This is a genomic window from Actinoplanes sp. NPDC004185 (assembly GCF_053603475.1).
Genome location: NZ_JBSGFR010000009.1, coordinates 97,557 through 118,280, shown reverse-complemented (window position 1 = coordinate 118,280; position 20,724 = coordinate 97,557). Strand labels below are relative to the sequence as shown.

The window sequence follows — 20,724 nt, the reverse complement described above, 5'->3', positions numbered from 1 at the left end:
CGGTGGACAACCGGCGAACCCGTACGCGCTCAGCGCTCGCGGCTGTTTTGACGGTCTTGATTCTTGTCCCGGCGGCGATCCTGTTCGCCAGCGTCTGGGGCACCATCTCCGACAAGCGCGACGACACGCAGCTGGAGAAGCAGGGCGTGGAGTACGTCTCCGCCCTCGCTCCCCTGGTGAGCGCGCTCGCCGAGGCGCAGTCCTCGGCCCTGGCCGGCGTCGCGGCCGCCCCCGGCTCACTGAGCGCCGCAGTCAACGGTGTCGCGGCGGTCGACCAGCGCCTGGGCGACGAGCTGAACACCCGGGACCGCTGGACCGGCCTCAAGCAGAGGATCGACCAGCTCCCCGAGGTCACCGGCGACCCGGTCGCGGTGTTCCAGGCGCACGTCGAGGTCACCGACCTCACCCTGGAGCTCTACGACACCGTGCGGGACAACGCCGAGCTGGCCCGCGACCCCGACAACGACATCTCGCACCTGCAGGAGGCCGTCGCGGTCGACCTGCCGGAGTCGGTCGTGCAGGTCAGCCGGATGGGCGACCTCAGCCAGCTGGTCGCCCGCGCCGACGACAAGGCCCGCGCGCAGATCGCTCCCCAGTTCGGTGCCGCCGTGCAGGCCGTGGACTCCTCGGTCAACGAACTCACCGACAACCTGCAGGCCGCGGTCGACGACACCAGCAGCGTCTCGCTGAGCGGCAACCTGGTCAACGGCCTCGACTCGTTCCGGCGCGGGGTGGAATCGCTGACCCGCGGCGCCAACCCGGGCGGCGCACCGAACGCGGCCACGATGGCGACCGCGCAGAGCCAGCTGCAGACCTCGCTGGCCAACCTCTCCGGCATCGTGACCCGGGAGATGACCGCCCTGCTCGACGACCGGCTGGACAGCCTCGACAACGACATGATCGTGGCGCTGGCCTCCGCCGCCGCCGCCGTCCTGCTGGTCGCCGCGGCCATGATGGTGCCGCTCACCGGCCGCGGTCAGCGCATCTTCCCGGCAGCCCCCGACGCGGGTTCCCGCGACCTGAACGTGGGCCCGACCGGACCGGAGACCGACCGCACCGAAGCCGGGCACCGCGCACCGGCGTACGGCGAGGTCAACCCCACACGGCGGGAGCGATCCGGTGCTCTTCGGTAAGCTCCGCATCCTCGGCAAGCTGACGCTGCTGGTCCTGGTCCCGCTGCTCGGGGTCGTCCTGCTCGCCCTGCCGATCGTCGCCAACCGCATCGACGTGGCCGGCAAGGCCCAGGACACCGCCGACACGGTCCTGCTGGCCACCCGGGTCGGTTCGGCCGTCCAGGAGCTGTCCGAGGAGCGACTGCTCTCGGTGGGCTTCCTGTTCGGCCTGGTCGGCCAGCCGCAGCTGGTGGTGCAGAGCGCCGAGTCGACCGATCGCATCCTCGCCCTCAAGCGTCTCGACCAGCCGCTCACCCCGCAGCTGACCCGGGCCGTGGACGCGGTCAAGCGGCTCGAGGGCACCCGCGCCAACATCCTCAACCGGACCATCCGCCCGGACCAGATCTCGGCCGAGTTCACCGCGGTGATCACCCCGATCCTCGACGGGCTCGACCTGCAGCGCTCGGCCGACCTCACGACCGCCACCGGCCGGCAGGTGTTCGCGCTGGATCAGGCGCTGCGCAGTGACGACCTGATCAGCCAGGCGTCCAGCCAGCTGACCGCGGCCGTGGCGACCCAGAACGCCGGACTGACCAACCTGTTCTCGTCCACCCTGCTGCAGCTGCAGTTCATCATCGGTGGCGCCCAGGCGTACTTCACCCCCGACCAGTACAAGCTGTACACGGGGGCCCAGCAGGCGTTCTCGGCCCGCGTGGGTGACCAGTTCTTCGCCCGCGCGGCCACCGACCCCGCCTCCGCGGTCAAGCTGCTCAAGCCCGACACGCTGTTCCCGTCGCTGCTGTCCGTCATCGTGCTCGGCGGCTTCGTGGAGAAGCGGATCGCCGCGGACGTGGACGCCGCCGTGGCCGACGACCGGGAGAAGGCCCTGCGCACAGCCGCCCTGGTCGGTGGCGGCGCGGTGCTGCTGCTGCTCCTCGTGGTCGCGCTGTCGCTGCTGATGGCCCGTGCGGTCGCCCGGCCGCTGCGCCGCCTGACCGGCTCGGCCGAGCGCATCGCCCGCGCCGCCGAGGCCGAACTCGAGCGGGTCGCCGACGACGACGCGGAGTCGGCCCGCCCGATCCGGCTCGACGCCGTCGACGTGCAGGCCCAGGACGAGATCGGTGACCTGGCCCGGGCCTTCGACCGGGTGCAGAACACCGCCGCCCGGCTGGTGGAACGGCAGGTGCTGGGCCGCCGCAACGTCGCCCAGATGTTCGGTCACGTCGGTCGCCGTACCCAGAACCTGGTCGGCCGCCAGCTCGCCCTGATCGACAACCTGGAGCGCCGGGAGACCGACAGCGACCGCCTGCGCGAGCTGTACCGGCTCGACCACATGTCCAGCCGTCTTCGCCGGAACGCGAGCAGCCTGGTCGTGCTCTCCGGTGCCGTCGGCGCGAACGACCACATGGCCCCGCTGGCCCTGTCCGACGTCGTGCGGCTCGCCCTCGGTGAGATCGAGGACTACACCCGCGTGGACGTCGAGGTGCCGGAGGAGATCGTGGTCGTGCCGGCCGTGCTGGCCGACCTGACCCTGCTGCTGGCCGAGCTGATGGAGAACGCGACGTCTTTCTCGCCGCCGCACACCCGGGTCACCGTCACCGCGGCGGAACTGCGTGGCGGTGCCCGCCTCGCGATCGTCGACCGCGGCCTGGGCCTGGCGCCGGAGCGCCTGGCCGAGGAGAACGCCCGGCTGACCCGCCGTGAGCGGCTCGACCTGGCCCCCAGTGAGGTGCTCGGCCTGTTCGTGGTCGGCCGCCTCGCCCGGCGGCACGGCATCGAGGTCACCCTCACCGACACGCCCGAGGGCGGCGTCACCGCATGGGTCGACCTCGGCCCGGCCCACCTCGTGGCCCCCCGCGAGGCCATGCCGACGATGCAGCCGATCCACGCCACCGTGCCCAGCCACCACACCGAGTTCGCGCCGCTGATCGCGGGCACGTCGACCCGGTCGGTGCCGGGCAGCGCCCAGCCGTTCGACCCGAACGTGCTGCACCGCGCGACCAAGACCCTGGAGGCGGGCCGCTCCTGGAACGCCTTCGCCCCGATCCGGGCCGGCGCCCCGGCGCTGGAGGCCGCCCCGAGCGGCTACGCCGAACAGCAGGCCCACCAGTCGGCGTACGAGGTGCCGGGCGGTTACGACGCCGGCACGCCGGTGGCCGGCCGCTTCCCCGCGACCGCCCCGGAACTGCCGTCGGCCGGCCGGTACGCCGAGCCGGAGGTGGTGGAGGGACCGATCGTCATGTCGGCGCCGTCCGACGCGATCCAGCTCCCGCGCCAGCGCACCGAGCCCGAGCCGTTCCAGCCGCCGGCCCCGGCTCGGCCCGTACCGCCGGTGCCGCAGCAGCGCACGAGCCCGGAGGCGCGCAACGGCGCCCCCGTCACCCCGCTGCGCCGCCGCGTGCCCGGCAACCAGCTGCCGGTGGAGTCCGGACCGAAGCTGCCGGTCACCCCGCCGACCTCGGACGACGCCCTCGCGGCCCGCGAGGCGTTCGAGGCCTTCGAGGCCGGCGTGTCCCGCGCCCAATGGGACGTCATCGAGCAGGACATGTCCTCCCCGCCGGCCGCCGGCCACCCGCCGCTGACCCGCCGGGTACCGGGCGCGACGCTGCCGGCGGGTGACCCGCCGATGAACCCGGTGCCGGCCGCCTCGCCGGCCCAGCCGCTCGACCCGGACGCCGCACGCGCACTGATGGAACAGTTCGAGTACGGCGTCGCCCGCGCACTGAACGAAACCCAGCCACAACCAGAGGGACAACCGCGATGACTTCCCCCTACTCCACCGAAACCGGCAACGGTCGCGACTACGCGCACTCCCAGCTCAGTGCCGAGGCGAAGACCTTCAACTGGCTGCTGGACTCGTTCACGTCCGGCACCGCGGGAGTCGTCGAAGCGATCGCCGTCTCGTCCGACGGTCTGCTGATGGCCATGTCCGCGATCAAGGACCGGCCCAACGCCGAGCGCCTCGCGGCGGTCGTGTCCGGTCTGACCAGCCTGGCCGGCGGCGCCGCGAGCTGGTACGCGCTGGGCAGCCTCAACCGGGTCATCATCGACATGGCCGACGGCTACCTGCTGGTCACCGCGATCAGCGCCGGCTCGGTGCTGGGCGTCATCGCGGACCGCACCGCCAACCTGGGCACCCTGGCGTACGAGATGACGCTGTTCGCCACCCGGGCCGGCGGCGCGCTCAGCCCGCGACTCATCGCTGAATTGAAGAACGCCGTCCAGCAATGAGACACCCGGCCGACCCCGACGACCCGGAACACCCGGCGGCGCCAGGTGTCCGGCCGTATCTGCGCAACACGGGCACCGGCGCGCGGTACCAACCGGCACCGCCGTCGGCGCCCCCACCCGGGCCCCCACCCGGCGAGCAGACCACGTCCCTGCGTCCGTTCGTCCTGACCTCCGGACGCGTCGACGGGCTCGACCCCAACATCGGGCTGGAGACCCAGGTCAGCTCGCACCCGGGCGCGCTGTCCGCGCGCCTGTCGCCCGAGCAGCGGGCGATCGTGCACCTCTGCGGTGAGCCGCTGTCGGTAGCGGAGATCTCCGCCCGGCTCCGGATGCACCTCGGCGTCACCCGGATTCTCGTCGGCGACCTGAGGGCCGCCGGACATCTTGACGTTCACGTGTTGGAGAACGACTTCCCCGACCCCGAGACCATCATGCGAGTGATCCGTGGACTTCGATCCATATCCTGACCGCCGCGTCGTCGGCACGGCACGGGTGCCCAACGGGCCCCAGCGGACCGCACCCCCGGTGCCGGTCAAAATCATCGTGGCCGGCGGCTTCGGCGTGGGCAAGACGACCACCGTGGGGGCCATCTCCGAGATCTCGCCGCTGACCACCGAGGCGGAGATGACCATGGAGGGGGTGGGCGTGGACGACCCGGGCCAGGCGTCCGGCAAGACCACCACGACCATCGCCATGGACTTCGGCTGTGTGACCATCGACCAGACGCTGAAGCTGTACCTGTTCGGCACGCCGGGCCAGACCCGCTTCGCGTTCATGTGGGACGACCTCGTGCGCGGCGCCCTGGGCGCGCTCGTCGTGGTCGATACGACCCGGATCGATGACTGTTATCCCGCGGTGGACTATTTCGAGCGGGCCGGGCTGCCGTTCGTGGTCGGCGTCAACACCTTCAACGGGCAGCTCGGCTACAACCTGGACGAGGTCCGCTGGGCCCTCGCCGTGCGCGATGACGTGCCGATCGTCCAGTTCGATGCCCGCTTCCGGGGGTCGGTGCGGGATGCTCTGCTAGTGGTCCTGGACCAGGCTCTCGACAAGGCCATGAAGATGCGGTCGTAAGGTAGCGGGGCTTGAGTGTGCGCCGGGTCGCTTCCCAGCCGGTTCCCAAACCGCCCCCGGAACGGGCACAGTATTACCGGCGACTGCATGTGACGGGAGGACGGTGACGTGCGAGGCGGACTGGACGACGCGCTCGACAAGCTGGCGCGCCGGGACGAGCTGCGCCGCCGTGCCGCGGCGGAGGCCAACGGCACCCCGCCGGCGGTGACGGAGCTGGTCGAGGCGATCGCCGCTGTCGTCGGCCGCAACCCCGAGCTCGGCGTGACCGTCGGCGTCGAGGGCGCGGGCGACCCGGTGCTGCTGCACTTCGCCGTCGAGGACGGCATCGTGCAGGTCAGCGCGGACAACACGGTCGCCGACCGGGTGGCCGAGGCCGCGCCGACGTCACCCCGGCACGCGGACTTCGACATCGACCTGGACGAGCCGGAGCCGTACACCCCACCCCACGGCTATCGCTTCGAGCAGCCCGCGGAGAGCGGCCAGGAGACCCGCCGCCTGCACTATCAGGAGCCGATCGACCACGACCGGTACGCGGAGCCGACGCCCCACCGCGCCGAGCAGTTCCAGCCGCACCCGTTCGCCGCGACGCCACCGCCGGAAGTGCCGCCGCAGACGACCCGGCGCATCCACGCCGAGCAGCACCGGGCCCCGGAGGAGCCGAGCGCGGCCCAGCGCGCGGCCGGCCCGCAGGACCAGCAGCGCGGCATGCCGACGCCGCTCCCGGAGCCGATCCCGCTGCGGGTCGAGCCGGAGGAGACGGAGATCGCCGCCAAGCGGCTGGCCGCCCTGCTCCGCGACAACCCGAGCCTGCTCCGCTCCCAGGACTGACGCCCCGCGCCTCAGCCCGGGTCGGCCAGGCGGCCGATGGCTTTCTCGATGCCGCCGACGCGGTCGGCGAGCAGGCTCACTGCGCCCACCGCGCGGCTCATCGGGTCGTCGCCGTCGCCGCCCAGCGCCTGCTCGCGGAGGAAGGCCGCCTTCACCTCGGCCCACCGTTCCTGCTGCTCGGCGGTCAGCCGGCCCCGCAGCTCGGCCAGCTTCAGCAGGTTCGCCTCCGCGCCGGTCGTCAGGGTCTGCGCCTCGCCGCGGTAGTGATCGTCGATCACCAGCTCCAGCTCGGCCTCGTTCATCACCGGGACGATCCGCTCGGCCAGCTTGTTCATGTTGCGGTACGAGCCCTGCAGCTTGAACGGCGGCTCGGTGCGCGCCGCGTCGGACTGCCCGGCCGAGGCGATGTACGCCTGGTTGTTGCGCAGCACCACCCGTTGCACCCGGCGCATCTTGCGCAGCACCGACAGCACCTGCTCCAGCTCGGTCGCCGAGTACGCGTAGCTGAGCCGGTCGGGCCGGACCGAGTCGTCGCCTTCGGCCAGCCGGACCAGCAGGGGCAGGTCCGCACGGTCGCGGGTGGACAGCGGGGCCAGCACCTGGTTCGAGGTCAGCGCGTTCTCCAGGTACGACATCTCGAAGACGTCGTCGCGGCCGGCCAGGACGTCGCCGAGGTTCCACACGTCGGCCCGGTTGGCCAGCATGTCGGGGATCCGGAAGCGCTGCCCGCTCTCGGTGTACGGGTTGCCGGCCATGCACACCGCGAACCGCTTGCCCCGCATGTCGTACGTGCGGGTCTTTCCCTCCCAGACGCCCTCCATCCGGCGCTGCGCGTCACAGAGCGAGATGAACTTCTGCAGCAGCTCCGGTGAGGTGTGCTGGATGTCGTCCAGGTAGAGCAGGACGTTGTTGCCCATCTCCAGCGCGAACGAGATCTTCTCGACCTCCTGGCGGGCCGTCGCGTTCGGGGCCTCGGCCGGGTCCAGGGAGGTGACGTCGTGGCCCAGCGCCGGCCCGTTGACCTTGACGAAGACCAGGCCGAGGCGGTTGGCGACGTACTCCATGAGGGTCGTCTTGCCGTAGCCGGGCGGGGAGATGAGCAGCAGCAGGCCGGACTGGTCGGTGCGTTTGGCGTCGCCGGCCGCGCCGAGCTGACGGGCCAGGTTGTCGCCGATCAGCGGCAGGTAGACCTGGTCCAGCAGCTGGTTGCGCACGAAGGCGTTCATCACGCCGGGCTTGAACTCGTCGAGGCGCAGGCGTTCGCGTTCGGCGGCGGCCAGGGCGGTCCGCTGCTTCTGGTACGCCCGGTACGCCGGCACTGCCGTGGCCCGGAACTCGCGGGTGCGGGTCAGCACCTCGTCGAGCCGCAGGGTCAGCCGGCCACCGGCGATCCGCGGGTGGTTGCCGAGCAGCCCGGCGACGGTCTCGGTCAGCGCCGCCGCGGAGTCGTACCGGGTCAACGCGGTCCCGGTCAGCTCCAGCGCCACCGCCTCGGCGAGGTCGTCGGCCGACCCGGCGTCCGGCTGCGCGGCCAGGAAAGCGGTCAGCCAGGAGGTGACGAGCTGCTGCCGCGCCGCGAGATCATCGGCGAGCGCCCGCAGGTCGTCCGCGTAGTCGCGGGGTGCCGTCGCCGGGCCGCTGCCCAGCGCGCGGTGGAAGCGTTCGACCAGGGTGCGGGCCCCGGCGCTGGTGACGAACCCGGCCGGGGTGCTCGCCAGCTCCTCCACCAGGTATTCGCCCACCAACGGCCCGGCCGCGGCCGCCGTACTGAGCTCGGCGCACAGCTCGGGCAGGGCGGAACCGGCCGAGCCGAACATCTCCCGGGCGCGGACCAGCGAGGTGGCCCGCCGGCTCCAGGCCTGTTTGTCGCCCTCGCCGAAGGCCCAGAAGAGCTGGGCCGCCGCGCGTACCGGACCGGGATAGCGCAGCAGGCCGGCGGCGGCGTGCAGGCGGACCAGCGCCTCCAGGATCAGTGCCGCGTCGGCGTCGTGGACACCACGCTCGTAGCCCTCGTCGTAGCGGGCCTCAGCGGCCCGGCGCACGACGGTCAGCAGGGTGCCGTCGGCGGCCGCCGTGGTGACGCCAGCAGGATCGTCGGCGAACAGGGCGGCGGCGAGGTGCTCGCTGCGGTAGACCGCGGCGGTCTCCGAGACCACCGTCTGATTCCAGAACGCCCGGGTGGCCGCGAAGGAGGCGTCCCGGACCGGCGCCCGGTAGTCCGTGCCGGTGACGGCGAACGCCAGCTCGTCGCCGTCCGGCACCAGCGTCAGGTCGATGGCCTGGGTGTTCACCGCGAACGTGTGCCGGCCCAGCCGGATGGTGTTGCCGTCCGCGCCGTACAGGTCGAGGCGGTCCCGCAGGGCCCGGCCGGCCTCCTGCCGGGCGGCCTTGACCCGCCCGTCCAGCTCTTCGGCCCGGACGGTGTCGCCGAGGGTACGCAGCTCGCCCGCGACCGACCGCAGCTTGCCGACCATCGGATCGGTGGCGAAGTAGGTGTTGACCTCGTCGAGGGTGCCCAGCGCGGCGACCCGGCGCTGCACGCTGGCCAGCGTGCGCTGGGCGGAGTCGACCAGCCGGTCGGCGCGCCGTGCCCGCTCGTCGAGCAGTGACTGCCGGCGGGCGGCGAACGCCTCGTAGACCTCGGAGCGCTTGGCGCTGAGCTGGTCCACGAAGTCGTCGAAGTCGCCGAACCGCGACTCCAGCGCCTCCACCTGCAGCATCAGCTTGGCGACCTGCTCGTCGCTGCGTTCCGGAGTGTCCGCGGCGGCCAGCCCGGCCGTGACCGACTGGCCCAGCAGGGTGAACTCCGCCGCGAACGCGGCCCGGCCCTCGACCGCGGCCAGCTCGCGCCGGCGGGCGTCCAGAGTGGCACGGGCCCGGTTGACGCCGCCGAGCACCTCGCCGATGCGTTCCAGGATGGCGACCCGCACGGTGGCGTCGGCGATGTCCAGGCCGCCGACCACCTCGGTGACGACCTGGAGGCCGTCGGCCTGCTCGGTGAGCCGCTCGCCGACGGGCGCGGCCTCGGCCACGGTGGCGATCCCGGCGGCGTCGGTGACCAGCTGCTCGACCGACTGCTGGTAACCGGCGAAGGCGTCCTCGCGCTGGAGGAACTCGACCGCGCGGCGGGCGGTGGAGTCCACCTCGGCGGCCAGGTCGTGCTCGAGGGAGTCGAGGCGGGCCAGGTCGACGTAGCGCAGCTCGCGCAGGGTCACGATGCGGCCCTGGGCCTGGCGCAACGACGCCAGCTGCCGGATCCACGCGTCCGTCGTGGTGGGCACCTCGCCCCGGGCCCGGCGGATCAGCGAGGTGGTCGCGGCGGCGGCCTCCTCGACCGCGGTGGCGGCCTGGGTGGTCAGCTCCTGGACGGACTCGTACTCGTCCAGGACCTGCTCGGCGGTCGCGCGGACCTCCGACAGCGGGGTGCGCAGGTCGCCCAGCTCCTGCTCGCCGAGCCAGTGGTAGTGGTCGAAGAGCCGGCCGCACGCGGCGATGATGGCCTCGAAGACGGCGCCGGAGGGCGTCATCTCGTCGACCATCCGGGCCACCGACAGGGTGTCGGCGATGCCGCGCACCAGGTCGGCGTTGCCCACCCGGTCCAGCGGCCCGGTGCCGACCGGCTGCGCCGCGGCGTACGTGTCCGAGACGTACGGCGTCTGCCACACCTGCATCGGGTGCACCCGGGTCGGCTCGTCGGTGACGTGCCGGAACGCGATGAGCGTGCCGTCGTCGAACAGCGAATACCCGTGGCAGGTGATCGGGGTGGCGACCTCCTTGCGGATCACGTTGTACGGCAGCAGCAGATACCGCCCCGACGCCCGCGCGTGGAAGACGTAGAGCACGTCCTCGCCGTTGACCGAGCGGACCACCCGCTCGAACTCCAGGTCGGTGACGTCCGCGTCGAACGTCTTGGCCAGCCCGGTGGCCAGGTAGTAGCCGCCCGGGAAGATGACGCCCTGGTCCTCGGGCAGCCGCTGGCAGGCCTGGCCGATCCCGTCGAGCCGCCGCACGTCCCGGGTACGCGTGTTGAAGATCAGGTAGCGCTGGGTGGTCTCCTTGTACGGCAGCACCCGCAGCAGGATCAGCGGCCCGATCCGGGCGTACGCGATCTCCGCGTCGGCCAGGCTCTGCAGCGGCTCGTCGACCGGCTCGGAGAAGATGCCCTCGCCGTCCTCGGTGTTGTTCTCCACCTTGACGGTCAGGGTGCCGCCGACCGTCTCCACGAAGACCTCGTCCTCGATGGACACGTGCGGGTGCCGGCCCAGGACGTGCTGCTCGCGGGTGGTCGGCGTCCACTCGAAGTCGTGCGACGGCGGGAAGACGTGGTCGCGTTCGCCGCGGTTGTCCACGTACGCCACCGAGCCGTCGACGCCGACCTTCCAGCGCAGCACCTTCAGGTCGTCCGCCCGCGCCCCGGTCTGGAAGACCGCCAGCAGCAGGCCCTCCAGCCGGCGCAGCTGCAGCAGGTGGGTCTCGCGGTAGTACCGGTAGAGCTCCGCGAAGTCGCGCTGGAAGACCGGGTCGTCGAGCAGGCCGGGCCGCTCGGTGCCCGGGTCGAAGCGGAACGCCTCGCCGTCGCGGCTGAAGCCGTGCACCGAGAAGACGTCGTCGATCGACGTCTCAGTCTTGAGCCCGATGAAGACGTTGTAGCCGAACAGCATCGCGCCGCCGACCTGCACGACGTCCCGGGGCACGCAGTTGTTGGCCGTACGGATGCGCTCGGTGCCGAGCAGCCGCATCTGCTGGCCGCCGAACGTCTCCACCCGGCGGGCGTTGAGCGCCTCGGCCCGCGCGGCCAGCTCCTTGGCCTGGCCACTGAGCCGGGCGCGCAGCACCTCGTAGGTGCCGGCATCCAGTGCCGCGGCCTCGGTGGCCGCGGCACTCACGGGCGCGGTCGTCACTGCTGGGCCACCACCGTGCCGTTGGCCGGGGTCGCGGTCAGGGACGAGACCCTGGTGTCGGCGACGCCCAGCTTCTTGGCCGCGGCGAGCAGCTCACGCAGCTTGCCCGAGTCCTCGCCACCGTTCTTGATCTGCTGGGTGAGGAAGGCCGCCAGCGTCAGGTTCGCCACGTCACCGGTGGAGACCGACCCGAGCAGCCGGCTCAGGTCATCGGTGATGCTGGCCGAACCGTCGAGGTAACGCGAGCCGAGGCCCTGGGCCACGGTCGAGTGCTCGACGAAGCCGTCCAGGCTCTTGCCCATCGTGATCGAGCCGAGCAGCTTGTCGAAGAAGACCGAGTCGCCGCCGACGATGTCGATGTTCGCCTTCTCCAGGCCGGCCGCGACGACCATCGCCTGGGACTCGGCGATCTCCTTGTGCACGGTGATGCCGGCGAGCCGGATCTCCTTCTCCATCTCCAGCCGCAGCCGGTATTCCTCGTGCTCGCGGGTGGCGTCGTCCAGCGCGCCCATCGCGGCGGCCTTCTCGGTCAGGCCCTCGGCCTCGCCCTTGAGCTTCTCGCGGATCGCCTCGGCGGCGACCAGCGCCTTCTCCCGCTCGACGATGGCCTCGGCGCGGCCGGTGAGCTCGGTGACCTCGGCGTTGGCCCGGCCGGTCTTCTCGATGACCTCGGCGTTGCGCTCGCGCACCTGGACGTCGGCCAGACCGGCGGCGGCCGCCTCGGCCTGCGTACCCTCGGCCAGCCGGATCTTGGCCCGGGCGTCCAGCTCGGCGGTCTGCTGACGGGCCTCGGCCAGCAGCAGCTCCTCGCGGGCCTTGAACCGGGCCGCGGTCTCGGCCGCCTCGGCGGCCTTGATGTCCTTGACCAGCGCTTCCTGGGCCTCGGCCTCGGCGTTGATGATCACGGCCTGGCGGGTGCGCTCGGCTTCCTCGACGACACGCAGGCGCTTGATGTTCTCCTCCTGCTCGGCGACCGTCTTCTCCACCGCGATGCGCTCGCGGATCACCTCGGCGATGGCCCGCTTCTCGCCCTCGACCTCCTTGTCCTTGGAGATCGTGGACAGCTCGGTCTCGCGTTCCCGGCCGATGACCTCGAGCATCCGGTCCTTCTCGATGCGCTCGGTCTCGATCGCGATGACCCGCTCGCGGTTCTTCTCGGCGACCGCGATCTCCCGGTCCTTGTTCTGCTTCTGCACGCCGAGCTGCTGCTCAGTGCGCAGGTGGGCACCTTCGGCGCGGAGCCGCTCCTCGGCCTGGGCGAGCTGGATCTCCGCCGTCTCGCGGGCCCGGATGGTCTCGATCTCCCGGTTCTGCTTGATCTCGGCGTCCGCCTGCCGGCGCTCCAGCTCGAGGATCGCCTCCCGGGCGTCCACGTTCTGCCGGGTGATCTCCTTCTCCTCGTTGCGCCGGAAGTCGTTGGTGCGGACCGCCTCGATCGCGGTCAGCTCGGTGATCTTCCGGATGCCCTGGGCGTCGAGGATGTTCTTCGGGTCGAGCGAGTGCATCGGGGTCTGCTCGAGGAAGTCGATCGCGGCGTCCTCGAGGCTGTAGCCGTTGAGGTCGGTGCCGATCACCTCGATGATCTGGTCCCGGAACTCGTTGCGCTTGGTGTAGAGGTCGACGAAGTCCAGCTGCTTGCCGACCGTCTTGAGCGCCTCGGAGAACTTGGCGTTGAACAACTCCTGCAGCGTCTGCTCACTGCTGGCCCGGGTGGTGCCGATCGCCTGGGCGACCTTGATGACGTCCTCGGTGGTCTTGTTGACCCGGACGAAGAACGTGATCCGGATGTCCGCCCGGATGTTGTCCCGGCAGATCAGGCCCTCCCGGCCGGTCCGGGAGATCTCGATGGTCTTCACCGAGATGTCCATCGTCTCGGCCTTGTGCAGCACGGGCAGCACGACCGCGCCGGTGAAGGTGACGTCGACCCGGCGCACCTTCGACACGATGAGCGCCTTGCCCTGCTCCACCTTGCGGAACATGCGGCTGAGGAAGAAGACGACGCCGAGCACGATGAGCAGCACGACGGCGATGAGCACACCGAGACCGGTGGAAATCACGTCCATCATTGATCCTTCTTGCCGAGGGGCTGACTAGAGAGCTACGTCTGCGGGGACGATCCAGAAGAACTCGCCGTCCGCGTCGAAGTCGTAGAGCACGGCGACCGTGCCGGCCCGGAGATCGTCGTGGCCGGCCTGGCGGACCTGCACCACCGCCGACGAACCGTCGGGGGAGTGCACCTCCGCCTGGCCGAAGGTGGTGGTGACCCGCCCGGTGCGCACGATGCAGGTCATCCCGACGAAGTCGGCCCGCGACGGCTCGGCGCCGGACGGCAGGAAACGCCGCAGCAGCAACACGGCCAGGCGGGCGACGACCCACGCGACCACGAGGGCGCCGGCCAGCACCAGTCCGGCCGGGACCGCGCCGAGCAGTTCGCCGCCGGCCAGCGCGGCGAACCAGGCGACCGCGATGAGCAGCGAGAGCACCACCGAGGCGGGCACTCCGCCGAAGCCGAGGAAGCCGAGGAAGCCACCGTCGGTGTCGCCGCCGTCGCCGTCGGGGTCCGCGCCGCCGACGATGACGACGAGCCAGTAGCCGATGACGACGACCAGGAGCGGGGTCAGGATGACGGCGGGGAAGCTGAGTGCAGCCTCGAAGAACCCGCCCATGCCTACGCCCCGTTTCCCCGTGTGCCGACCGCGATCGGCCGCCCGAAAAGGTGGGCGGCCCGTGTTCCTGCGGTGATGTCGATGATCGCAGGAACCGTCAACGTGTGTTGTCCCCGAAGCGACCAGTTCGTGGTGTCTGTTCAGTCGGGATACCGACGATTCCTCACGGAACGTGAGCTATCGGCGCCCCTCGGCGACAGCGCCTCGTCAACCGCTTGACAACACTTTCTGTAGTCAAAACTTCGCTCCGGCACCCCTAGCGTCCGCCTTTGTCCGTCGGCGTCCTCACGCGGGGTGACGCGGCTTTTCGGGGTTTTCACGGCGATTCGCCGAGTCTGAGATGTCTGTCATGGGCCGAAAGGTCAGTTGGCGCCAACGGTCCGGTCGCCGCTCTTGTGTCACGCTGCGTAGCACCCTAATGTCCTATTACGTCCAAGAGCGCGGCCTTGAAACACCGGCTGGCAACACGGACAGCGGCGAAGGGAGGCGAGTGATGACGGCAGCGGACAGCTGGTACCTGGTGGTCGTCGGATACGCGATCATGCTGGCCTGGCCGGTCTCCACGCTCGCCCTGGTGAGCTTCGCGGTGCGCTACGCCGCGTCGCACCGGACCGCCACCGTCAGCCGGTCCCTGGCCAACGGCGACGGCACCCCGCAGCACTTCTGGATCATCGTGCCGGCGCTGAACGAAGAGGTCGTCGTCGGCAACACCGTCAACGCCGCTCTCAGCCTCAGCGGACCCGGCGGCACGCTCGCCCGGGTGCTCGTGGTGGACGACGGCTCGGACGACCGCACCCCCGAGGTCCTCGCCGCCATCGACCACCCGCGGCTGCGGGTGCTGCGGCGTGAGCTGCCCGAGGCCCGCAAGGGCAAGGGTGAGGCTCTCAACGCCGCGTACCGCTACATCGCCGAACGCACTGCCGAGGACGGCGTCGACCCGGACAAGGTCGTCATCGGCATCATCGACGGCGACGGCCAGGGCAGCCGCAACATCCTGCTCGAGGTGTCGCGGATGATGCGCGACACGACGATCGGCGCCGTGCAGGTGCAGGTACGCATCCGCAACCGCAACAAGCTGCTCGGCGCGGTGCAGGACCTGGAGTTCGGCGCGATCGTCAACGCCTGCCAGAGCCTGCGGGACACCATCGACACGGTCGGGCTCGGCGGCAACGGGCAGTTCACCCGGCTGTCCGCGCTGCTCGCCCTGGGCGACGCACCGTGGTCCGCGTGCCTGGTCGAGGACCTCGAACTGGGCCTGCGGATGCACCTCGACGGGGTCGGCATCCGCTACACCCCCCGCGCCTCGGTCACCCAGCAGGCCGTCGTCGACCTGCGCCGGCTCACCCGCCAGCGCACCCGCTGGGCCCAGGGCAACATCCAGTGCGTCCGGTACCTGCGCCGGCTGATGAGCTCCAAGCGGATCAGCACCACCTCGCTGCTCGAGGTCATGCACTACCTGATCTCCCCCTGGATCAACGCGGTGGTCACCGTCGTGCTGCTCGGCGCGGTCTCGATCGCCACGGCAGGCCTGCTGATCGGCCACCCGGTGCCCTACCTGCACAGCTGGGCGGCCCTCGGCGCGAGCGGCGGGACGTGGTTCGCCGTCACGTTCTTCCCCGGCTTCGTCTGGGCGCTGGTGCACCGCTACCGGCTGCGCGACGAGACCCTGCGCCGGCTGCTGATCGCCGCGTCCGCGTACCCGATCTTCCTGCTCCTCGGCCTGGTCGCCACCTACCGCGCCATCGGCCGGCAGGCCACCGGCCGGCAGGCCTGGGCCAAGACCGAACGGCTCGCCGAGGAGCCGCTGCCGCACCACCTGCAAGTCGCACTCGCCGCCTGAAGGTTCCCCCCTCCCGGAAGAAGGCTCCCCCACATGTCGCTCCCCGAGATCCACCTGATCGGCGGCACCCGCCCCGAGGCCGTCAAGCTCGCCCCCGTCGCGCTGGCCATGCACGCCGCCGGCCTGGTCACCCCGGTCCTGGTGGCCAGCGGCCAGCACCCGGCGATGGTCAGCCAGGCGCTCGCCGCCTTCGACCTCACCCCGGACGTCACGCTGCAGGTCGAGCGGGGCACCGGCAGCCAGGCCGAACTGCTCACCGAGATGATCCGGCAGCTCGACACGCTCTGGGCCCGGCGGGCCCCCGCCGCCGTGCTGGTGCAGGGCGACACGACCACCAGCCTGGCCGGCGCGCTGGCCGCGTTCTGGCGCCGCATCCCGGTCGTGCACCTGGAGGCCGGGCTGCGCTCCGGTGACCTCGACTCGCCCTTCCCCGAGGAGGCCAACCGCCGGCTCGTGGCCCAGGTCGCCGCGCTGCACCTGGCCCCGACGCCGCTGGCCGCCATGAACCTGCTCGACGAGAACATCGCCACCGCGGACGTGCTGATCACCGGCAACACCGTGGTGGACGCGACCCTGGCGGTCGCCGGGCGCCGGCTTCCGTTCGAGAACCCGCAGGTGGCCGCGGCCCGGGCCGCTGCCACCGGGCGCCGGCTGGTCGTCGTGACCGCCCACCGCCGCGAGTCGTGGGGCGCGCCGCTGGACCGCATCCTGGCCGCGGTCCGCCGGCTGGTCGAGCGGTACGCCGACATCGACGTGATCCTGCCCAGCCACCCCAACCCGGCCGTCCGCGCCCAGGTGGAGGCCGGGCTCGGCGGCATCGACCGGGTCACGGTCACCGACCCGCTGCCGTACCCCGACCTGTCCCGGCTGCTCTCCGAGGCCTACCTGGTGCTCACCGACTCCGGTGGCATCCAGGAGGAGGCGCCGTCGTTCGGCGTACCGGCGCTGGTGCTGCGCGACGTCACCGAACGGGTCGAGTCGCTGCACGCCGGCTGCGCCAAGCTGGTCGGCTCCGACACCGACCTGATCGTCAGCGAGGCGTCCGCGCTGCTCGACAGCAAGCTCCGCCGCGACGCGATGACCGCGGGCGGCAACCCGTACGGCGACGGGCTCGCTGCCGCCCGTACCGCTCAGGCCACCGCGGCCCTGCTCGGCCTCGCCCCCGCACCGTCCCCCATGCCCACCGGCGTCTCCACCGCCGCCGCCACGTTCGGAGCGTCCCTCTGATGCGCATGTCCAAGCTCTCCCGCCGCGCCCTGCTCGGTGCCGGCGTCGCTGTCACGGCGACCGCCGCCCTCGGGGTCGGTGTGGTCAACGCCGACGCCGCCGTGCGGACCGCCGCCACCACGTCGATCGCCGCGAAGTCCGGCAAGGCCGCCCCCGGCGGTGGCACCGCCAAGACGCTCGTCCTCTACGACACCACCGGCGACTACGGCTGGATGGGTGAGGTCTACGCGACCCAGACGGCCAACCTGAGCTCGCACTTCGGCTCCTGGACGGCCGCTCCGGTGGCCGGCTACCGGGCCGGCGACCTGTCCGCGTACACCGCGGTCATCTACCTCGGGTCGACCTACGACGAGCCGCTGCCGGCCGCCTTCCTGGACGACGTCACCGCCACCACCAAGCCGGTCACCTGGGTGTTCGACAACATCTGGCAGCTGGCCGCCCGGGACCCCGACTTCGCCGCCACCCACGGCTTCACCAGCGGCGCGTTCGACTTCGCCGCGGTGGCCGAAGTGGAGTACAAGGGCCGCAAGCTGACCCGGGACACCACCGACAAGTCCGGGATCATGAACCTCGGGATCACCGACGCGACCAAGGTCAAGACCCTGGCCACAGCGGTACGCCCGGACGGCACCACCTTCCCGTGGGCCGTGCAGTCGGGCAATCTCACCTACGTGGGGGAGATCCCGTTCGCGTACGTGACGCACGACGACCGCTACCTGGCCTTCGCCGACCTGCTCTTCGACTCGCTGGGCGACACCGGCTTCTCCCGGGAACGGCACCGCGCGCTGGCCCGCATCGAGGACGTCGGCCCGGACTCCGACCCGGCCGAGCTGCGCGCGATCGCCGACTACCTGTACGCGCAGAAGGTGCCGTTCAGTGTCGCCGTCTACCCGCGTTACCGCGACCCGCTGGGCGTGCAGAACGGTGGCCAGGCTCAGGACTACACAATGATGCAGAAGCCCAAGGTGGTGGCGGCGCTGAAGTACATGCAGCAGCGCGGCGGCACCCTGCTCATGCACGGCTACACCCACCAGTTCGGCAGCGTGGCCAACCCGTACGACGGCGAGAGCGCCAATGACTTCGAGTTCTACTCGGCGCACGTGGACGCGAACAACAGCGTCATCTACGACGGGCCCGTACCCGGTGACTCGGCCGCGTGGGCCGCGAGCCGGATCGCCGCCTCGGGCCTGACCTTCGCCCTGGCCGGCCTGGGTGTGCCCAGCATCTTCGAGTTCCCGCACTACGCCGGCAGTGCCGTGGACTACCAGGCGGTCAACTCGGCCCTGGGCCGGCGCTACGACCGCGGCCTGTACTTCCCGGGCGTGCTGACCGGGGCGAAGTTCGACTACACGCGGCAGTTCGGCCAGTTCTTCCCCTACACCGTCCGCGACGTCTACGGCTCGGTGGTCATCCCGGAGAACATCGGCAACGTCGAGCCCGAGGCGTTCAACAACCACCCGGCCCGGCTCCCCGCCGACCTGCTCGCCTCGGCCGGTCGCAACCTGGTCGTCCGGGACGGCGTGGCGAGCTTCTTCTACCACCCGTACCTGGGCACGGACCACCTGAAGGACCTGGTCACGGGGATCAAGGCGCAGGGTTACACCTTCGTCAGCGGCCCCTCGATGCTGAACGGCTGACCATAAGATGACCAGCGGCCGCTGCCCTGCCGGGCGGCGGCCGCTGTGCGGACGAGGGAGATTCGATGTCGGGTACGGCGGAGGTCGTCGCCTTCTACGCGCAGTCCTGGATCAACTGTGACCCCCGGGCGGTGCGCCGGGTGATCGCCGGCGACGCCGAGATCGAGTGGAACCTGGACGTGCCGGTCGACGACGAGGAACTGGTGCAGACCCTGGACCGGATCGCGGCGTTCGCCGACTCGGTCACCATCGTGTCGACCACGTGCGCCGGCGACCGCGCCTCGCTCGTCTACGACTGCGTGGCCCCCTTCGGGACCGTCCGCATCGCCGAGTTCGTCACGGTCGCCGACGGTGCCATCAGCGGGATCCGGCAGGTGTACGACGTGGTGGCGCTGCGCCGTTACTTCCCGGGCCTGCTGGACGACGACTGACCTACTTCTCCTTCATGGACTTCAGCGGGCTGGGGTCCACCGACGAGGGCATGTTCCACTTCTGGATCTCCTTGCCGGTGCAGGTGGCCACGATGACCTCACTCCACAGCCCGCTGTACTTGTAGGCGGCGCCCAGCGAGCCGGCCGGCATCAGGCAGAGCCCGAAGCCGTCGACGATCTGGTACGACTCCTTGTACGTCGGGGCGTTCTCGTAGATCGTCCACTGCAGGTTCGTCCCGCCGTCCGAGCACTTGGCGACCCACACGAAGGCGTTGGCCACCCCCGGGCTCTTCAGGCAGTACGGCACCAGGCCGGGCGGCTGGGTGGAGATCTGCCCGATGGCCTTGTACGCCGGGGCGGTGATGGTCGGCGTGATCCACTTGTGGTTCCAGTAGACGTCGCTGCTGAAGCTCTGCTTGCACGGGTAGGTGATCAGCGCCTTGATCGAGTTGTTGACGTTCTCGTTGGTGAGGTCCAGGCAGCGGCCGACCTCCTGGGTGCTGACCAGCTGCTTGCTCTTCGGGCCGGCGCCGCCGGGGCCCACCGACGCCTCCGGGCTGAACGAACGCTGGTTGACGTTCGCCGAGCCGCAGTAGGTCTTGTTGCGCAGCACGATCGGGGCGCCGACGGATGCGTCCTTGGCGTTGAGACAGAACCGGTTGGTGGCAGTGAGGCCGTCGTTGGCGTAGTACGTCTGGGCGTTGACCTCGTAGTTCCACTGCTGGGTGCCGATCTTCGGGCTCACGCACTCCTGGAAGATCACCGGCGCCTCGTAGGTGTACGTCGTCGCCGTCACGCAGAGCCCGTACGTGTAGGTGTCGTCGTCCGCCGGGGTGGCCGGCAGGCCGGTCAGCTTGTTGTTCACCTTCGGGGCACGGGTCTCGGAGAGCACCAGGGACAGGTTGTTCGGATAGATCATCGCGGCCTGCTTGTCGGTGCTGGTGCAGGGCACCGCACTGACCGGGTCGCCCGGCTTCGGCTTGTTCTTCAGGTTGCCCAGGCACAGCTTGGTGGTGACGTTCGACGCGCTCATGACGATGCGCCCACCGGGGATGTTGTCCTCGCTGGTGTGGAACGTGTAGGTCGCGTAGAGCGTGCGCTTGGTCTTGCCGACCGTGCCCTCGGAACGCAGCAGCCCGAACAGCGGCACCTGCTGCAGTGCCCCGCCCACGCCGTTGACGTCACTGCCGACACAACCGATCGCCGTGCTCAGCGCCTGGGTCAGCCCGGTGGTGTCGGTCACCTTGCTGGTCACCCCGGCCAGGACGCTGGTCAGGGAGTTGCCCGCCGCGAGCTTGTTGATGTTGGTCAGCGGCCCGAGCTTCTCCAGCTCACTGACGAGGTTCGAGGGGTTGGTGAGGAAGTAGCCCACCGTCGTGGAGTAGGCCGGCATGCCGCTGGTGGAGTTGCCGAGTCCCGCGAACGGGTTCTTGGTCTTGTCCGTGGGCGGGGTCAGGACGCCGCAGGGCAGCTTGTCCAGCAGCGCCCCGTTGATGTTGTAGGTGTCGCGGATCGCCTTGAGCCCGGCGTCCAACCCGGCCTGGGCGGCATCCACGGCGGCGACCCGGTCGGCGAGGCGCTGACTCTGGTGGAACTGGTCCAGAACCACCCCGCCGAGGCCGGCGCTGAGCGTGACCCCGCAGAGGGTGACGAGCATGGCCAGCGGCATGGAGCCGGCATCGGTGCGACGGTCGCGCCGGCGCTGACGCCACCTGGCGGTGAATGTTCGAGCGCCGGCGAGCATGTGGCCTCCAGGCCGTGGTCGGGACTCTCCTCG

General features: G+C 71.1%; 14 protein-coding genes. 10 read left to right on the top strand and 4 right to left on the bottom strand.

All coding sequences use genetic code 11. From position 1 onward, the window contains the following. The first annotated feature begins 56 nt into the window (after nt 1-56). The 6 genes from ACWEOZ_RS11795 to ACWEOZ_RS11770 all read left to right on the top strand — a co-directional run bounded on the left by ACWEOZ_RS11795 (nt 57) and on the right by ACWEOZ_RS11770 (nt 6,245). Entirely contained in the window at nt 57-1,133 is a 1,077-nt protein-coding gene (locus ACWEOZ_RS11795; RefSeq protein WP_451910701.1) for a hypothetical protein, read from the top strand. Then, nucleotides 1,120-3,876, top strand: coding sequence for a sensor histidine kinase (locus ACWEOZ_RS11790; protein ID WP_451910700.1), 2,757 nt, complete (start codon nt 1,120-1,122; stop codon nt 3,874-3,876). The genes ACWEOZ_RS11795 and ACWEOZ_RS11790 overlap by 14 nt, the downstream gene beginning before the upstream one ends. After that, nucleotides 3,873-4,343: a roadblock/LC7 domain-containing protein gene (locus tag ACWEOZ_RS11785; RefSeq protein ID WP_203768908.1), complete on the top strand. Its 471-nt coding sequence runs from the start codon at nt 3,873-3,875 to the stop codon at nt 4,341-4,343. The genes ACWEOZ_RS11790 and ACWEOZ_RS11785 overlap by 4 nt, the downstream gene beginning before the upstream one ends. Continuing rightward, nucleotides 4,340-4,810, top strand: coding sequence for a DUF742 domain-containing protein (locus ACWEOZ_RS11780; protein ID WP_451910699.1), 471 nt, complete (start codon nt 4,340-4,342; stop codon nt 4,808-4,810). The genes ACWEOZ_RS11785 and ACWEOZ_RS11780 overlap by 4 nt, the downstream gene beginning before the upstream one ends. Next, nucleotides 4,788-5,417 carry a GTP-binding protein gene (locus ACWEOZ_RS11775; protein ID WP_360546282.1) on the top strand — a complete coding sequence of 210 codons (630 nt, stop codon included), beginning with the start codon at nt 4,788-4,790 and terminating at the stop codon, nt 5,415-5,417. The genes ACWEOZ_RS11780 and ACWEOZ_RS11775 overlap by 23 nt, the downstream gene beginning before the upstream one ends. A 108-nt stretch (nt 5,418-5,525) precedes the next feature. Beyond that, entirely contained in the window at nt 5,526-6,245 is a 720-nt protein-coding gene (locus tag ACWEOZ_RS11770) for a hypothetical protein (protein ID WP_451910698.1), read from the top strand. 11 nt (nt 6,246-6,256) lie between these two features. On the opposite strand, the gene ACWEOZ_RS11765 is transcribed toward ACWEOZ_RS11770, so the two are convergent. The 3 genes from ACWEOZ_RS11765 to ACWEOZ_RS11755 are packed head-to-tail and all read right to left on the bottom strand — an operon-like array spanning nt 6,257 to nt 13,812. Then, nucleotides 6,257-11,146 carry a DNA repair ATPase gene (locus ACWEOZ_RS11765; RefSeq protein ID WP_451910697.1) on the bottom strand — a complete coding sequence of 1,630 codons (4,890 nt, stop codon included), beginning with the start codon at nt 11,144-11,146 and terminating at the stop codon, nt 6,257-6,259. Continuing rightward, complete coding sequence (locus tag ACWEOZ_RS11760; protein WP_451910696.1) at nt 11,143-13,209, bottom strand: SPFH domain-containing protein; 2,067 nt, start codon at nt 13,207-13,209, stop codon at nt 11,143-11,145. The genes ACWEOZ_RS11765 and ACWEOZ_RS11760 overlap by 4 nt, the downstream gene beginning before the upstream one ends. 27 nt (nt 13,210-13,236) lie before the next feature. Continuing rightward, nucleotides 13,237-13,812: a hypothetical protein gene (locus ACWEOZ_RS11755; RefSeq protein WP_451910695.1), complete on the bottom strand. Its 576-nt coding sequence runs from the start codon at nt 13,810-13,812 to the stop codon at nt 13,237-13,239. Between the two features lie 493 nt (nt 13,813-14,305). Between ACWEOZ_RS11755 and ACWEOZ_RS11750 the strand changes: the two genes are divergently transcribed. From ACWEOZ_RS11750 to ACWEOZ_RS11735, 4 genes are all read left to right on the top strand, one after another. Then, nucleotides 14,306-15,652, top strand: coding sequence for a glycosyltransferase family 2 protein (locus ACWEOZ_RS11750; protein ID WP_451910694.1), 1,347 nt, complete (start codon nt 14,306-14,308; stop codon nt 15,650-15,652). Nucleotides 15,653-15,685: 33 nt separating this feature from the next. Then, nucleotides 15,686-16,879: a non-hydrolyzing UDP-N-acetylglucosamine 2-epimerase gene (wecB, locus tag ACWEOZ_RS11745; RefSeq protein ID WP_451910693.1), complete on the top strand. Its 1,194-nt coding sequence runs from the start codon at nt 15,686-15,688 to the stop codon at nt 16,877-16,879. Further along, entirely contained in the window at nt 16,879-18,516 is a 1,638-nt protein-coding gene (locus ACWEOZ_RS11740; protein ID WP_451910692.1) for a DUF2334 domain-containing protein, read from the top strand. Before wecB ends, ACWEOZ_RS11740 begins: the two co-directional genes overlap by 1 nt. Before the next feature lie 65 nt (nt 18,517-18,581). After that, a complete protein-coding gene (locus ACWEOZ_RS11735; protein ID WP_451910691.1) occupies nt 18,582-18,947 on the top strand; it encodes a hypothetical protein in 366 nt (121 codons plus the stop codon). Nucleotide 18,948: 1 nt separating this feature from the next. Here ACWEOZ_RS11735 and ACWEOZ_RS11730 read toward each other — a convergent pair whose 3' ends face one another. Next, nucleotides 18,949-20,616 carry a hypothetical protein gene (locus ACWEOZ_RS11730; protein WP_451910690.1) on the bottom strand — a complete coding sequence of 556 codons (1,668 nt, stop codon included), beginning with the start codon at nt 20,614-20,616 and terminating at the stop codon, nt 18,949-18,951. Nucleotides 20,617-20,724: the final 108 nt, after the last annotated feature.

Coding starts and splice junctions, on each gene's coding strand:
- ACWEOZ_RS11785 (WP_203768908.1), top strand. CDS start 3,873: ATGACTTCCCCCTACTCCACCGAAACCGGCAACGGTCGCGACTACGCG.
- ACWEOZ_RS11780 (WP_451910699.1), top strand. CDS start 4,340: ATGAGACACCCGGCCGACCCCGACGACCCGGAACACCCGGCGGCGCCA.
- ACWEOZ_RS11760 (WP_451910696.1), bottom strand. CDS start 13,209: ATGGACGTGATTTCCACCGGTCTCGGTGTGCTCATCGCCGTCGTGCTG.
- ACWEOZ_RS11755 (WP_451910695.1), bottom strand. CDS start 13,812: ATGGGCGGGTTCTTCGAGGCTGCACTCAGCTTCCCCGCCGTCATCCTG.
- ACWEOZ_RS11750 (WP_451910694.1), top strand. CDS start 14,306: ATGACGGCAGCGGACAGCTGGTACCTGGTGGTCGTCGGATACGCGATC.
- wecB (WP_451910693.1), top strand. CDS start 15,686: ATGTCGCTCCCCGAGATCCACCTGATCGGCGGCACCCGCCCCGAGGCC.
- ACWEOZ_RS11740 (WP_451910692.1), top strand. CDS start 16,879: ATGCGCATGTCCAAGCTCTCCCGCCGCGCCCTGCTCGGTGCCGGCGTC.
- ACWEOZ_RS11735 (WP_451910691.1), top strand. CDS start 18,582: ATGTCGGGTACGGCGGAGGTCGTCGCCTTCTACGCGCAGTCCTGGATC.
- ACWEOZ_RS11730 (WP_451910690.1), bottom strand. CDS start 20,616: ATGCCGCTGGCCATGCTCGTCACCCTCTGCGGGGTCACGCTCAGCGCC.